This is a genomic window from Rhodanobacter sp. TND4EL1 (assembly GCF_054061035.1).
The window spans coordinates 273,217-288,241 of sequence record NZ_JBSSDT010000005.1 but is presented as its reverse complement, the minus strand read 5'-3'; the positions used below and the strand labels follow the sequence as shown (position 1 = coordinate 288,241).

The following is a 15,025-nucleotide window of genomic DNA, read 5'->3' as shown; positions in this document are numbered from 1 at the left end:
GCCGGATTCGTCCGGCGTTCGCTCAGTCGTGCGGTGGCGGGAACGATGGCGGGGCGTCGTCGACCGCGCTGCCCCACGAGTGGTCCGGCTGCGCCTGCAGCTTGAACTGAAGATGGCCGCCGTGCTCGACCACCGACGCCGGCAGCCAGGGTTTGGTGTGCGGTTGGCCATCCAGTGCCAGAGCGTGCACGTACAGGCGTTCCGCGTCGGCGCCGGGGGCATCGATCACCAGGTCGCCGCCGGAGCCGCGCACCACGGCATGCGGGAACAGCGGGCTGCCAAGCAACAGTTCGGCGCGACCGGGGATTTCCGGATACAGACCCAGTGCCGCCCAGACGTACCACGATGACATCTCGCCCAGGTCGTCGTTGCCGGGTATCCCGTCAGGTGCGTTCTTCCACAGGGTATCGAGCACGATGCGCACGGCCTTCTGGGTTTTCCACGGCTGGCCGGCATAGTCGTAAAGCCACGGCGTGCCGACGGACGGTTCGTTGTCGAGTTCGGCGTGCAGCGGGCCGGCGCCGGTCAGGGTCCACTGGCCATTCGGGTCATGGAAGAACGCGTCCAGTCGCGCGGTGGCCTGCTCGCGCCCGCCCAGTGCGTCGAACAGACCGTGGACGTCGAACGGCACCATCCACAGGTAGACGGCGGCGCTGCCCTCGACGAAGCCCTCGTCGGTGGCCGGTGTGAAGGCGGGCCAGCTTCCGTCGCTGTTGCGGTTCTGGATATAGCCGCCGTGCGGGGTGGCGGCTGGGTTGAACAGGTTGCGCCAATAGCCGGCGCGGGTCAGGAATTGGTGCTGGCCGGCGTGATCGCCGACCCGGCGGGCCAGTTCGGACAGCGCAAAGTCGGCGCTGGCGGCCTCCAGCGTTTCGCCCGCACCGCCCCAGGCGTGCGACTGGCTGGCGATGTAGTGCAGCTTCAGCCATTGATCGAGCGAGGGCCGCTGGCCCACGCATTCCACGTTGCAGCCGGCATCGCTGAGATCATGCGCGGTGACGACGGTCGCCGCGGTGCGCAGCGATTGGTAGGCGCCGTGCAGATCGAAGCGCTGGCCACCGAACGCGACGATGCCGGCCAGCGCCGGGACGGCCGGGTCACCACTCATGACATGGGTGCCGCCGGAGTTGTGGGTCCAGCGATCCCACTCGCCCTGGTTCTGCCGGGCCTGGTTGTACAGCGACTGCGCGATGTCGCTGCCAACCTCCGGTTGCAACCAGGTGACCAGCTGCAGGTGCGAGCGGTAGATGTCCCAACCGGAAAAATTGGCGTATTGCGCCTTTTGCTCGCCGCTGACGCGGTGCGTCTGCTGGTCGAATCCCCGGTACTCGCCGTTGACGTCGCTGTAGACGTTCGGATGCATCATCACGTGGTACAGCGCGGAATAGAACGTGGTGCGCTGATCGCTGCTGCCACCGCTGATGGTGATGCCGCCCAGTGCCTTGTCCCAGCTGGCGTGAGCGCGCTGCCGCACCTGTGCCAGCGTGGTGCCCGGGTGGATCTCGGCACGGAGATTGGCCTTCGCGTTGTCGAGGCTGACGTAGGAAATGCCCACGCGCACCTGCACCTTGCTGCCCGGTTTGAAACCGACCCATGCACCGGAACCTTTGCCCGGCGACGGGAAACCTTTTGCCGCGTAGCTGGTGCCACCATGGGCCGTGATGCTGCCGGGCCGCACCTGATCATCCGTCCAGCTGCCCGTCCGGATGAAAGGCTGGTCGAACTCGGCGACAAAATAGAGCGTGTAGTAGCTGCGCTGATCGGCTTCGGACAGGTAGCCGCAGAAATTGCCGCTGGTGACGGAGCCGCTGACGGTGCGCTGCGTGCGATCCACCTGCACTGTCGCCGCGCTGCTGCCGACTTCGGAGTCGGAGGTGCGGATCAGCAGGTTCGCGCGCTTGCCTGCCGGAAAGTCGAACCGTGCGACGCCGCTGCGCATTGCCGCGCCAAGTTCGACGTTCGTGCCGTTGGCCAGTTTGACCTGGTAGTAGCCGGCTTCGGCATGCTCATCCGCGTGACGGAAATCGCTCGCGTAGCGACTGTCATCCCCGTCGGCGGAGGGCGAGCTGGCGATTTCCGTGGTGACGGGCATGAACGGCACATCGCCACTGGCACCGGCGCAGCCCGTGCCGGAAAGATGGGTCAGGCTGAAACCGCGAATGCGTGTGGCCTGGTAAAGATAGCCGCCTGGCGCCGCGGTCCGTACGTGCTTGCCCCGCGTGTTTTCCGGGCTCCATTGCAGCATGCCGAACGGCAGCACGGCACCGGGGAAGGTGTTGCCGCCATGACTGCTGCCGATCAGCGGATTGACGGCAGCAGCCGGTGACCGCGTGTCCGACGGTGAGTCAGTCGCGGCGCAGACCAGCGGGAAGGAAAGCAGTGCGCAGAGCGCCACGCGACGGATCGAAGTTGACATGCCTGCTCCAGGGTCGGGGCATCCACGGAAGGAATGGCCGGTTAGTTGAGGGGTGATGCATGACGGTTTGGGCGAAAGCGGTACCGCTGGCTGATGCCGAAGTGGGTTCGGGCGAGCCGGCAGGGACGTGATGGCGCGAAGCGGTGCCGTGGCGCCGCGATTGAAAGCGACAATTCATCGTTTGGAACGATCCAAATGTATCTTATCGCCGCTATTCCACACGTCGCGGTGCAGCATGCGTCACCGGAAAGAAGGTGCTAGCTTGGCGACCTGAATCGATCCAAATGAAAATGGGTGATTGCTGGCGTTGGGTGGACTTTTTTTTGCACGCGATTTAGATCGATACAAATTCAAGCGAGCCGCTGCTGCCTCTGGCGCGGATCCGATGAACTTCCGGGGAGGGTAGCCGTGCAAAGCAACGTGTTCGCAAGTCCGAAAAGCCGTCGCATCTCGAGATCGCTGCCGGGCCCGGGGGTGCGGATGGGGGTTGTCGTCGCCTGCATGCTGATGTGTGGCATGGCCGTGGCGATGCCGGGCAGGGCGACGGCGGACAAAGACGCGGCGGGTTGGCTGCGTTCGTTCGAACCCGGCGAGCCGCCATCGTTGCTGGCGTCCGGGACGGCGGCCAACCGGGGATTGCGGCTCGAGGTGACCGGCGGCCCTTCGCCGAAGCACGCGCTCACCGCGCATCCCCAGGTCGGTTTCCATGGAACGCACGCGTTGCACTACGCCGCGGGCCCTGCGGCCGACGGTTCGGTCGCTTTGTACGACGTGGATATCCCGGTACGGGCCGATACCGTGTTGTCGTATGCGATCTTTCCGCAATCCGTCGACGGCGATCTGCGCAATCCGGCCAACTACGTGGCGATCGACCTGCGCTTCGACGATGGCAGTCGTTTGTCCGGGCTTGGCGCCGTCGATCAGCATCGCATCGGCATGACGGCGCAGGCACAAGGGCAGGGGCGCGTGCTGTACCCCGATCAGTGGAACTTCGTCTCCACGGCCCTGGGCAAGGTGGCGACCGGCCGGCGTATCCGCCAGGTGCTGGTGACGCACCAGGACCCACTGAACCACGCGCAGTTCGAGGGATACCTGGACGACATCCGCGTGGCCGCCGCAACGGAGCTGCCGGCGGACGCGCGTCCCAGCGACTTCGTCAACACCTTGCGCGGCAGCAACAGCAATGGTCGCTTCTCGCGTGGCAACACGTTCCCTGCCGTGGCGGTGCCGCACGGCTTCAACTTCTGGACGCCGACCACGAACGCCGGCTCAGACTGGATTTATCAGTACCAGGAGCGCAACGGTACCGATAATCGCCCGCGCATCGAGGCGTTCTCGCTGTCGCATGAGCCCAGTCCGTGGATGGGCGACCGGCAGACCTTTCAGGTGATGCCGGCACAGGCCGATGGCGCGCCGCCGCTGGATCGCGCCACCCGCGCGTTGTCGTTCGATCATGCCAACGAGGTGGCCCGGGCCGATGTCTACCAGGTGCGCTTCGACAACGGCATGCGCACCGAAATCACGCCGACCAAGCACGCGGCGATGATGCGTTTCAGCTTCACCGGTCCGAAAGCCCAGTTGGTGTTCGACAACCGCGACGACCGTGGCGGCATCACGCTGGATCCCGCCGGGCGCTCGATCACTGGCTGGTCCGATGTGAAAAGCGGGCTTTCCACCGGCGCGACACGGCTGTACTTCTACGCCCGCTTCGACCGGCCGGTTCGTGCCAGTGGCCGCTACAAAGGCACCACGCGCGACCACGTGGCTGCCTGGTTCGGCTTCGATGTGGATGCGCGGCAACCGCAGGTGACCATGCGCATCGCCACCTCGCTGATCAGCGTGGAACAGGCGCGGCACAATCTTGAGCTGGAGATCGCTCCTCACGACGGCTTCGACGATGTGCGTGAGCGCGCGCGCCGCGCCTGGGACAAGCAGCTGGGCATCATCGAGGTGACAGGCGCCAGTGACGACGAGAAAGTCACGTTGTATTCGAATCTCTACCGCCTGTTCCTGTTCCCGAATGCGGCGTTTGAAAACACCGGCAGTCGCGAACATCCCGAGTACCGCTACGCCAGTCCGTTCTCCCCGCCGCTGACTGCCAGCACGCCCAGCCACACCGGCGCGCGCGTGCTGCAAGGCAAGGTCTACGTCAACAACGGTCTGTGGGATACCTATCGCACGGCGTGGCCGGCCTATACCTTGCTGACGCCACGCACGGCCGGCGAAATGATCGACGGATTCGTGCAGGAATATCGGGACGCCGGCTGGATTGCGCGCTGGTCATCGCCGGGCTATGCCGACCTGATGGTGGGCACCAGCGCCGACGTGGCTTTCGCCGATGCCTGGCTGAAAGGCGTGCACAACTTCGACGTGAAGTCGTTCTACCAGGCCGCCCTGAAGGACGCCACCGTGGTCAGTCCGATCGCCGGGGCGGGCCGCAAGGGCATGCAGCGTTCGCCGTATCTGGGCTATACCGACAATGCGGTGGACGAGGGACTGTCGTGGTCGATGGACGGCTATATCAACGATTTCGCGATCGGCAACCTGGCCGGCGCGCTGGCCACACAAGACGGTGACGATCCGTATCGATCGCAGTACGCGGACGATGCCCGCTACTTCCATCAGCGTTCCCTGGACTACGTCAACCTGTTCGACCCGCAGGTCGGCTTCTTTGTCGGGCGCGATGCCGCCGGGAAATGGAGCGAGCCAGCGGCGGATTTCGATCCGTTGCGCTGGGGCGGCGACTATACCGAGACCAATGCCTGGAACATGGCTTTTCATGTGCCGCAGGACGGCAACGGGCTGGCGGCGCTGTACGGTGGCCGGGCCAAACTGGCCGCCAAGCTTGACCAGTTGTTCGCCACGCCGGGCGTGTTCCATGTGGGCAGCTACGGCAATGTGATCCACGAGATGCTCGAGGCACGCGACGTGCGCATGGGTCAGTACGGCCACAGCAACCAGCCGTCGCATCACATCATCTACATGTACGACCTGGCCGGGCAGCCATGGAAAACCCAGGACAAGGTGCGCGATGTGCTGTCCCGGCTGTATGTGGGCAGCGAGATCGGCCAGGGCTATCCGGGCGACGAGGACAATGGCGAGATGTCGGCGTGGTGGCTGTTCAGTGCCGCGGGTTTCTATCCGCTGCGCATGGGCACGCCCAGCTACGCGATCGGTGCGCCCTATTTTCCGCGGATGACGATCCACCTCGAAAACGGCAAGCGCATCGATATCCGGGCACCCGGAGTCAGTGACCGCAACCGCTTCGTGCAAAGCGTCACGCTCAATGGGCGGCCGTATCACAAGAGCTATCTGAGCCACGCTGATCTTGCCCAGGGTGCCGAACTGGTCTTTCAGATGGGCCCGGAACCCTCGCACTGGGGTGCCGATGCGGAGGCAGCGCTGCCATCGCTGACCCCGGCAGGAAGCCGGCCGGGGCCGTGGCGTGACCTTTTCCAGCCGGGTCGCGATGTGGTGGCTGTCGAGGGTGATCCCGCGGCGGCCACGCCGCTGACCGACAACGATTCGGCGACAGGCGCCGTGCTGCGCGGAAGTCATCCGACGATAGACGTCCATTTCACCGCCGGCGACCGACGCGTGCTGATGTACACCCTGACCAGCGCCGCCAGCGGTACGGGTCCCTCCGACTGGGAATTGCAGGGATCGAGTGATGGCAGCCACTGGCGCGTGCTGGATCGCCGCCGTGGCGAAGCGTTCCGCTGGCCGCAACAGTTGCGTGCGTTTGGCGTGACCGATCCGGGCGATTACGCGTACTACCGCGTGCGGATCGACAACGGAGACGGCGCCGGAACCCTCGCATTGTCGGAGATCCAGTGGCTGGGGCAGGTGGTGGAAACCATGCAGAAGAAAGACGGCGCGTTGCTGCACTGAGGCAGCGCGGCAGCGGCAGCTGAGGGACCACAAGCAGAAAAACGCACGGCCGGCGGTCGTGCGGCGGGAGAGCTTTGTGCGTGAGAAACGCATGGGCGGAGACAGGCGGGGAGGAGGTCGTGGGCGAGCGTGACCGCAGGATCGGTGAAACGGTCCGGGCTCGCTGGTACCCGGCAGGGCATGGAATGTCATGGCGTGCCGCAATGAGTCGGTACAAGGTCAATCCTGAGTGAGGTCATCAGTTCCATGAAACCGAAGATTCTTGGCGTCATCGTGACGTCGCTGTTGTCGATGCCGGCAGCCCACGCATGGGCCAACGACATCCGGAACGCCGTGCCCGACTCACAGGCAGCAGCCGGGAGCGTGGGCGCAGGAACCCAGGCCGACGAGGCCGATCAGGCCGACAAGGCCGCAAAGCAAAAGGCGAAGTCGGCCGCAGCACCCGAGGTCAAGCAATTGCAGGCCCTGCAGGTCACCGGCTCATTGATCCCGCGGGCGCAGGTCGAAGGGCCATCGCCGGTGATCACGGTGACGGCCGAAGACATCGAACAGCAAGGCTTCGGCAATGTGTTCGACGCGTTGCGTGCGCTGCCGGTGTCGAACGGCTCAGTGCAGGATCCGCAGTCCACCGGTGGCTACACCCCCGGCGCCAAGACCATCAGCCTGTTCGGGCTGAACCCGAGCTTCACCTTGACCTTGCTCAACGGCAAGCCGATGACCAGCTATCCGCTGGCCTACAACGGCAGCAACAATATCGTCGACATCGCCAACATCCCGGTCGGCATGATCGAGCGCATCGATGTACTGACTGGCGGCCAGTCGTCGATCTACGGATCAGCGGCGATCGCCGGGGTGGTCAACATCGTGCTGAAAGACCATGTGGAAGGCACCCACATGAGCTTGCGCATGGGCGGCTACAACGACGGTGGCGGCGACAACCAGCGCCTGCAACTGAGTACCGGACACCGGTGGGGCAAGCTAGACGTCAGCGCCGGCCTGCAGGTATCCCGGGAAACGCCGGTGTGGGCGTTCCAGCGCAGCTATATCGACTCATATGATGACGATCCCACCGGCAAGCCCGGTGTGCCCTCGCGAACCTTTCTGCGCATGGCCACCGGTTCGGATCCGCATTACATCGACCCCGGTGCTGCGGCCTGCGCGCCATTGGGCTATCTGTATTCGAACTCCACCCGATACAGCCATCGGGACGGCGCCAGCCTGGGCAACTATTGCGGCAGCCCGAACAATGTCGGCCTGGCGTCACTCAGCAACAAGAGCACGGACGTCAACGGTTCGCTGTTCCTGCGCTACCACGTCAATGACAACACCGAGCTGTACTCGGACATGCTGTACAGCTACAGCAATCCGACGTACAGCGGTGGCAGCCCGTTCTGGAACCAGACCTTCTACAACCAGACCTCCGGCCAGTACGAACAATGGCAGCGCATCTTCGCGCCGGAGGAAGTGGGGCTGGACGCGAAGGACCAGCACGTGTTCACGCATACCTACAACGCCAGCTTCGGCATCCGCGGCGGTATCGGCGATACCGACTGGAGCTACGACGCGTATTACAACCGCTCGCAGTCGAACGTGGTGCGCAAGTCGACGGACTTCCTCGCCGACAACGGTGTCGACGCGTACTACCTCGGGCCGCAGCTCGGCACGGATGCTTCCGGGTATCCGATCTTCGCGCCCCGACTGGATCGCCTGTACCAGCCCCTGACGACGGCGCAATACCAGCAGTTCTCGGCAACCAACCGCGCCTCGTCCATGTCGTGGACGCAGAACGAGACGATCACCGCCAACACCACCGACCTGTTCCAGCTGCCGGCCGGACCGGTGGGCTTCGCCGCCATCGTGCAGGCCAGCAACGAGCGTTTCGACAATCGCTCGGGCAGCCCGCTGGCAGACGAAGGCTACTTTCGCGGGGTGGGTGGTTCCACCGTGGCTTCCGGGGCGCGATCGCAATACGCCGCCGGAGCCGAAATGCAGGTGCCGCTGTTGAAGACGCTGAGTGCGAACCTGTCGGCGCGCTACGACAAATACAGCTACGACGGCGGTGGCAACGGCAAGGCCACCTACAAGCTGGGTCTGGAATACCGCCCGATGGACCACCTGCTGCTGCGCGGAAGCTATGCGACGGCGTTCCGCGCGCCGGACATGTTCTACCTGTTCTCCAGCCGCAGCAGCGGATATTCCAACGCCACGGACTACTACAAGTGCCGCGCTGCCGGGTATACCTCGGACAACTTTGACAATTGCCCGCAGGCGGGTGGGTCGATGCTCGCGGTATCCAGCGGCAACACGGGTCTGAAAGACATTACCGCCAAGTCATTCACCTACGGCTTCGTGTGGTCGAACGCGGACAACAACCTCACCTGGTCGATGGACTACAACGCAATCCGCATCTCCAACGAAGTGGCGATCCTGGGCAGCGATGAAATCCTCGAACTGGAGGCCAATTGCCGCCTGGGTGTCTCCGAAAACGGCCAGACCACCTACGACATCAACTCGCCCACGTGTGCCGAGGCGCTGGGCGAAGTGCAGCGTCTGCCGGCAAGCGATCCCGTCAATCCCGGCGGCGTGCAACAGGTTTCGACGTATCCGATCAACGTGTCCTCGGAATACCAGACAGGCATCCAGTCGAACCTGACCTATCGGCTCGATGCCGGTGCCTGGGGCAAGTTCGTCTTCAGCGGCGACTACTACAACGAATTCAAGCACACCTGGAAGGAGAAGCAGGGCGACGCGACCTACGACCTGCTGTGCTGTGCCAATTCGGACGAGTTCAAGAGTCGTGTCAGCGGCAGCCTGACCTGGAACGTCGGCGACTGGAGTTCCACGGTCTACGGCATCCGCAACGGCAGCACGTGGAATGCCGTTGGCACGGCAAAGAACATCGCGCCATGGGTGTTGTTCAACGCCAGCGTGCGCTATCGGGTCAATCCGATGGCGTCGATAGCGCTGGTGGTGAACAACATCGCCAACAAGCGTCCGCCGCTGGACCGCACCAACGGGAATTGGCCGTATTACGACGTGGGCAACTACAACGCCTACGGACGCGCTCTGTGGGTGGAGTTGGGGCTGGACTTCGGCAAATGAGTCGAGCGCCGATCATGCCGCGTGGCTCGGCATGATCGGCGGGTCCGGCTTTGCCCGTTGGAGCGCGCTGGCTCAGGAGGGCGATGCGGGCTACTGACCCCGGGGTGAGCGCGGTCGCTTCGGTCCCGGTGCGGAGTGCCGGCCCTGCGTCGCATCGACCTGGTCGATCCAGCCCGCGCGTGAGCCGGGAAAGGCGTCCGCATATGGCACGTAAGGCTTGATGTCGAGAATCGGCGTGCCATCCAGCAGGTCGATCCCGCGCACCTGCAGCACGCCATCGCCCACCGCCACCAGCTCGACCGCGGACAGGCCGATCGCATTCGGCCTATGCGGCGAGCGCGTGGCCAGCACACTGCGCTTGCCGCCACCGCGCGGCGGGCGCACCTCGGCTTTCCAGCCTTCGCTGCGGTGGAACGCGAAAATCAGCCAGATCCGCTCGAAACCGGCCAGGTCGCGATAGGCCGCCGCGGGAAACTCCGCCACGAACTCGATGGTCCCCGCGGCCGCCGCCCGCGTTTCGGTGCCGGCCACCACGGTGGACTGATGCGGGGCATCGATCCGCCGCGCATAGGGCGAGCGCACGAAGGCAATCGGTGGGCAGGACAGGACGCTGGAGGTATCGGGGGCGGTGCTCATTGCGGCATTATCCATCCTCGCCCTGCCTCCCATGGTTCCACCGAACCTTCCCCGCCGAGGACGCCATGAAATATCTCGTGATGATCTACTGTGACGACAGCTTGCTGGACGCGCTGCCCGAGGGTGAATTCGACACCCTGATGAACGGCTGCTTCGTCAAGGCTGACGCCTTGCGCGCGCAAGGTCGGCTGCATGATTCACAGCAACTGGAAGCGCCGGCCACTGCCCGCACCGTGCGCGTGCGCAACGGCCACACCAGTGTGGTGGACGGCCCGTACGCCGAAACCAAGGAATACCTGGGCGGCTTCAACCTGATCGAGGCGGCCGACATGGACGAGGCGGTCAGCATCGCTTCGAACTTCCCCTGGTCGCGCACCGGCGCGATCGAGATCCGCCCGATCCGCGACATGGATGCAGTGCGCCAGCGAGTCGGGGCATGAGCATGCGCGATGACGATGACTTCGAGGATGACCGCGACCCCGATGACGAGGACGATTCGGTCGAAACGCGGGTCTGGCAGTTTCTGCTGCTGATCAATCCCGGCGACGAGGAAACCGCGCTGCTGCAATTCAACGATTACCGCGAAGCGGTCGCCGACCTCGACCCGGACGAGGTTGAGCCGATCGAGACGATCGGGCGGGTGATCGACTGGCGCTCCGGCTTCATCGTCGGCCTGCAGGACTTGCGCTCGCTGGTGCAGGCGGTCAACGAATTGTCCTCACGCTGGAACCTGTCGATCGACTGGAATGGCGATCCGGACGACGACGAGTTCTACGACGACATGGATGCGGCCGAATTGTTCTCGATCGCGTATGACCGCCTGGCCGAGTTCGGCTACACGCTGTGGGCGTGGGAAACCGATGGCGACACAGTCGCCGGTTGCATCACGCTGACCCGCGACAACGAGCCGATGCGCGAACTGGCCACGCTGCTGGGCATCAACCTGCGGTTGGGCCGGGATGTGGGCTGACATCGCGATGCGGGGCACGGCATGTTGCAACTGATCGGTTTCGATGGCGACGACACGCTGTGGCACAGCGAGGGCTACTACCGCGACGCGAATGATGCGTTCGCGCGGATCCTCGGGCGCTACGTCGACCTCGCCGACCGCGAGGTGGAGGCACGCGTGCTGGCCACCGAACAGCGCAACCTCGCCCTGTTCGGCTATGGCGCCAAAGGCATGGCGCTGTCGATGGTGGAAACCGCGATCGCGATCAGCGACGGGCGGATCAGCGCCGCCGACATTCACCGGATCGTGGAACTCGGCAAGAGCGTGTTGCAGCATCCGGTGGAGCTGCTGCCGGGCATGCGCGAGGCGGTCGAGGCCGTGGCCGGGGACTACCAGGTCGTGCTGATCACCAAGGGCGATCTGTTCCATCAGGAGAAGAAGGTGGATCAGTCCGGGCTGGCCGACCTGTTCCGCCGGATCGAGATCGTCTCCGAAAAAAATGCCGCCACCTATCGGCGCGTGCTGGGCGAATTCGACGTGCAGCCGGCGCAGTTCGCGATGGTGGGCAACTCGCTGCGCTCGGACATCGAGCCGGTCGTGCGTCTGGGCGGCTGGGGCGTGCACATGCCGTATCACGTGACCTGGGCGCACGAGCTGGAGAATGGTCTGGCCGCGGACGAGCCGCGCGTACTGAAGGTTGAAGCCGCAGCCGAAATCGCCGACGCGGTCGCCCGACTGGCCGCCCGCGCGGCGAACTGAGCGCGGGCTACGCCGCCGCCAGTGCCTGCTCGAGGTCGGCGAGCAGGTCGTCGATGTGTTCGATGCCGATCGACAGCCGCAACATGTCCTCGCTGACCCCGGCGGCGGCCAGTTCCGTCGCGTCCAGCTGGCGATGCGTGGTCGATGCCGGGTGGGTGGCCAGTGACTTGGTGTCGCCGATGTTGACCAGTCGGGTGAACAGCTGCAGCGCGTCGAGCACGTGGGCGCCGGCCACGCGCGGGTTCTCGCCGGGCTGGCCGCGGACGCCGAACGACAGGATGCCCGAGACCCTGCCGCCCATGTATTTCTGCGCCAGCGCATGGTCCGGGTGATCGCTCAGGCCGGCGTACTTCACCCAGGCCACCCTGGCATGGCCCTGCAGGAACCTCGCGATCGCCAGCGCGTTGTCGCAGATGCGATCCATGCGCAGCCCTAGCGTGCTGATGCCCTGCAGGATCAGGAACGCGTTCATCGGCGATATTGCCGCACCGGTATTGCGCAGGGGTACCACCCGCGCGCGACCGATGTAGGCGGCCGCGCCCAGCGCCTCGGTATAGACCACGTCGTGGTACGACACGTCCGGTTCGTTGAGGCGGCGGAAGCGTTCCTTGTGGTCTGCCCAGGGAAACTTGCCGCTGTCGATGATCGCGCCGCCGATGCTGTTGCCGTGACCACCGAGGTATTTGGTCAGCGCCTGCACCACGATGTCGGCACCGTGCTCGATCGGGCGGCACAAGTACGGACTGGGCACGGTGTTGTCGACGATCAGCGGGATGCCGTGCGCGTGGGCGATCGCTGCCAGTGCGCCGATATCGGTGACATTGCCCAGCGGGTTGCCGATCGATTCGCAGAAGATCGCCTTGGTGCGGGCGTTGATCAGCGGGGCGAATGTCTCCGGTCGGCGCGTGTCGGCAAAACGCACTTCCAGTCCTTGCTGCGGAAAAGTGTGCGCAAACAGGTTGTAGGTGCCGCCGTAGACCGTGGCGGCCGAGACGATGTTGTCGCCGGCTTCGGCGATGGTCTGGATCGCATAGGTGACCGCGGCCATGCCCGAGGCCAGCGCCAGTGCGGCGATGCCGCCTTCCAGCGCCGCCACGCGCTGCTCCAGCACGTCCTGGGTCGGGTTCATGATCCGGGTGTAGATGTTGCCGGGCACCTTCAGGTCGAACAGGTCGGCGCCATGCTGGGCGTTGTCGAACGCATAGGCCACCGTCTGGTAGATCGGCACGGCCGAGGAACGGGTGGTCGGGTCGGGTGTATAGCCGGCGTGCACGGCCAGAGTCTCGATCTTCATCGGTGATCCTGCGACAGGTGGATGCCAAGTGACCGGCCCTTGTCTTCGGACACCGGAACGCTCGTGCCGCGGGTTGGCGGCACGTTCACGGTAGTGCATCGCTGGTGGGTCGTAAAGACGTAAAGACGTCCAAACGCATGTGACGAATGGTTCTATCGTCATTCGATGGCGTTTGGGCGTGCCGCGTGCCGCAGGTTCAGTCCTCGGCGCCGGGCTGGTCGTCGTCGAAGCCCGTGTAGCCTTCGGGGAAGATCGGCGTGCCGTCGTCCTCCAGGCCGGCCATGTCAGCCAGTGCCTTGGCCGCCGCGGTCTCGGCCACGGCCTTGTCGCGGAAGCTGCGGTTTTCGCAGATCGCGTAATAGGCGGGAAAACCGTGGCCACGCGGGCTGATCGCCAGCCACGCGGAATAACGCGAACCTTCCAGGGTGGCGCCGGAGCGTGCCAGATACTTGTCGAATTCGCGCTCGGCCATGGGTGCCACCCTCGATCAGAAAGCGTGCAGTGTATCGCGCGGACCGCTTGCCTCATCATGTATCGATGACTGCCGACCTTCTGACCGTACCTCGCGTGGTGCTGGACACCAATGTGTGCCTGGACATCTTCCTGTTCCACGACGCGCAGTCTGCCGCGCTCCACGTCGCCATGCGCGAGGGCAGGATCCTGGCCGTGACGCGGGCCGATTGCCGCGCCGAATGGCGGCGCGTGCTGCACTACCCGCAGGTGCCGGTGAGCGCACAGGCCCGCCCGGAGGTCGAGGCCGCGTTTGATGCGCTGGTGCACTGCCTGCCCGAGGAGCAGGCGACGCCTGCGCCGGACGTGCCGCTGCCGCGCTGCGGCGATCCGGATGACCAGATGTTCCTGGAGCTGGCGCAGGCCTCGGGTGCGCGCTGGCTGGTCAGCAAGGACAACGAATTGCTGAAGCTGGCACCGCGCTGCACGCGCGACGGGCTGTTCTGGATCGGGTTGCCGCAGGCCTGGTCGCTGCGCAAGGGGTGAGCGTCGCATCGCTGATCCCATGACGATGTGCTGTACTGCGCGTTCCCCATGGAGACCTGCCCATGCTTGCACCCTGCAGTATCAGTTGTCCGTATTGCGGCGAGTCGATCGACATTTTCATCGATGCGTCGATTCCCAGCCAGCAATACATCGAGGATTGCCAGGTTTGCTGCCGACCGATCACGCTCAGCGTCGAAGTGGACGACGACGGCGAGCCCGACGTGCGTGCCACTGGCGAGAATGAGGCCTGATGTTGTCGCTGCGAGGGGAGCGGCCGCAGACCGTGGTCAGCCCGCGACGAGCTTGCGCGAGTCGATCACGGTGATGCCGGCGGCCTGCAGCGTGGCCAGCGTGGCGGCGTCACTGTCCGGTGTGACCGGGCGACTGAGGTCCCACAGCACGTGGGCGCGAAAGCCCAGTTCCTGCGCATCCTGAGCCGTCCACAGCACGCAGACATCACGCGCCAGCCCGCACACGACGACGTCCTCGACGCCGCGTTCGCGCAGCCATCCGGCCAGGCCGGTGCTGGGGCGTGTGCCCTGCGGGCCATGGTTCTCGCGGAATCCGCTATAGGAATCCACGCCCGGATCGTTGCCTTTGCGGATGACGGCATCCAGCGAGGACCAGTCGATCGACGGATGCAGCGCAGCCCCGGGCGTGTCCTGCACGCAATGGTCAGGCCACAAGGTCTGCGGTTGACCGTACAGATCGATTTGCCCGAACGCCGCGCGTCCCGAATGGTTGCTGGCAAACGACACATGTGTCGCCGGATGCCAGTCCTGGGTGGCGACGACATGGCGAAACAGGCGTTTGCGCAGCAGCGCGTTGATGCCGGGCACGATGGCGTCGCCGTCATGGCAGGCCAGCGTGCCACCGGGCATGAAGTCCGGTTGCACATCGACCAGGATCAAGGCGGCGTGGCTGGAAATGTTCGATATCATCGGCTGGCCGGTGTGGATCGTGGGCCAAAGTCTAGCGCGTG

At 65.0% G+C, this 15,025-nt stretch carries 12 protein-coding genes; 7 read left to right on the top strand and 5 right to left on the bottom strand.

Annotated elements, in window-relative coordinates:
- Positions 1-22: 22 nt before the first annotated feature.
- Positions 23-2,416, bottom strand: coding sequence for a GH92 family glycosyl hydrolase (locus tag ACVWWQ_RS16620; RefSeq protein ID WP_133952152.1), 2,394 nt, complete (start codon positions 2,414-2,416; stop codon positions 23-25).
- 480 nt (positions 2,417-2,896) lie between these two features.
- On the opposite strand from ACVWWQ_RS16620, the gene ACVWWQ_RS16615 reads away from it, so the two are divergent.
- Both ACVWWQ_RS16615 and ACVWWQ_RS16610 read left to right on the top strand, forming a co-directional pair.
- The gene (locus ACVWWQ_RS16615) at positions 2,897-6,307 is read left to right on the top strand and encodes a GH92 family glycosyl hydrolase (protein ID WP_457383482.1); all 3,411 of its coding nucleotides are present in this window, start codon (positions 2,897-2,899) and stop codon (positions 6,305-6,307) included.
- Positions 6,308-6,553: 246 nt separating this feature from the next.
- Positions 6,554-9,409, top strand: coding sequence for a TonB-dependent receptor domain-containing protein (locus ACVWWQ_RS16610; RefSeq protein WP_133952154.1), 2,856 nt, complete (start codon positions 6,554-6,556; stop codon positions 9,407-9,409).
- A gap of 90 nt (positions 9,410-9,499) precedes the next feature.
- Here ACVWWQ_RS16610 and tsaA read toward each other — a convergent pair whose 3' ends face one another.
- Positions 9,500-10,045 carry a tRNA (N6-threonylcarbamoyladenosine(37)-N6)-methyltransferase TrmO gene (tsaA, locus tag ACVWWQ_RS16605; RefSeq protein WP_133952156.1) on the bottom strand — a complete coding sequence of 182 codons (546 nt, stop codon included), beginning with the start codon at positions 10,043-10,045 and terminating at the stop codon, positions 9,500-9,502.
- A 65-nt stretch (positions 10,046-10,110) separates the two neighbouring features.
- Here tsaA and ACVWWQ_RS16600 point away from each other — a divergent pair, with 65 nt between their 5' ends.
- From ACVWWQ_RS16600 to ACVWWQ_RS16590, 3 genes are read left to right on the top strand one after another with little or no spacing between them, the layout of a single operon-like run.
- The gene (locus ACVWWQ_RS16600) at positions 10,111-10,485 is read left to right on the top strand and encodes a YciI family protein (protein WP_133952158.1); all 375 of its coding nucleotides are present in this window, start codon (positions 10,111-10,113) and stop codon (positions 10,483-10,485) included.
- A 2-nt stretch (positions 10,486-10,487) separates the two neighbouring features.
- On the top strand, positions 10,488-11,015 hold the full coding sequence (locus ACVWWQ_RS16595) for a DUF6630 family protein (RefSeq protein ID WP_133952382.1): 528 nt from the start codon (positions 10,488-10,490) through the stop codon (positions 11,013-11,015).
- Between the two features lie 21 nt (positions 11,016-11,036).
- Positions 11,037-11,753 carry an HAD family hydrolase gene (locus ACVWWQ_RS16590; protein ID WP_133952160.1) on the top strand — a complete coding sequence of 239 codons (717 nt, stop codon included), beginning with the start codon at positions 11,037-11,039 and terminating at the stop codon, positions 11,751-11,753.
- A gap of 7 nt (positions 11,754-11,760) precedes the next feature.
- Here the strand turns inward: ACVWWQ_RS16590 and ACVWWQ_RS16585 are convergent, their stop codons facing one another.
- Both ACVWWQ_RS16585 and ACVWWQ_RS16580 read right to left on the bottom strand, forming a co-directional pair.
- A complete protein-coding gene (locus tag ACVWWQ_RS16585; RefSeq protein ID WP_133952162.1) occupies positions 11,761-13,047 on the bottom strand; it encodes an aminotransferase class I/II-fold pyridoxal phosphate-dependent enzyme in 1,287 nt (428 codons plus the stop codon).
- A gap of 196 nt (positions 13,048-13,243) precedes the next feature.
- Positions 13,244-13,519, bottom strand: a complete 276-nt coding sequence (locus ACVWWQ_RS16580) for a hypothetical protein (RefSeq protein WP_099654717.1) — start codon at positions 13,517-13,519, stop codon at positions 13,244-13,246.
- A 65-nt stretch (positions 13,520-13,584) separates the two neighbouring features.
- Here ACVWWQ_RS16580 and ACVWWQ_RS16575 point away from each other — a divergent pair, with 65 nt between their 5' ends.
- Together ACVWWQ_RS16575 and ACVWWQ_RS16570 are read left to right on the top strand one after the other, a co-directional pair.
- Entirely contained in the window at positions 13,585-14,043 is a 459-nt protein-coding gene (locus ACVWWQ_RS16575) for a putative toxin-antitoxin system toxin component, PIN family (RefSeq protein WP_099654718.1), read from the top strand.
- Positions 14,044-14,105: 62 nt separating this feature from the next.
- A complete protein-coding gene (locus tag ACVWWQ_RS16570) occupies positions 14,106-14,294 on the top strand; it encodes a CPXCG motif-containing cysteine-rich protein (RefSeq protein ID WP_099654719.1) in 189 nt (62 codons plus the stop codon).
- A 36-nt stretch (positions 14,295-14,330) separates the two neighbouring features.
- On the opposite strand, the gene pncA is transcribed toward ACVWWQ_RS16570, so the two are convergent.
- On the bottom strand, positions 14,331-14,984 hold the full coding sequence (gene pncA, locus ACVWWQ_RS16565; RefSeq protein ID WP_133952164.1) for a bifunctional nicotinamidase/pyrazinamidase: 654 nt from the start codon (positions 14,982-14,984) through the stop codon (positions 14,331-14,333).
- Positions 14,985-15,025 lie beyond the last annotated feature (41 nt).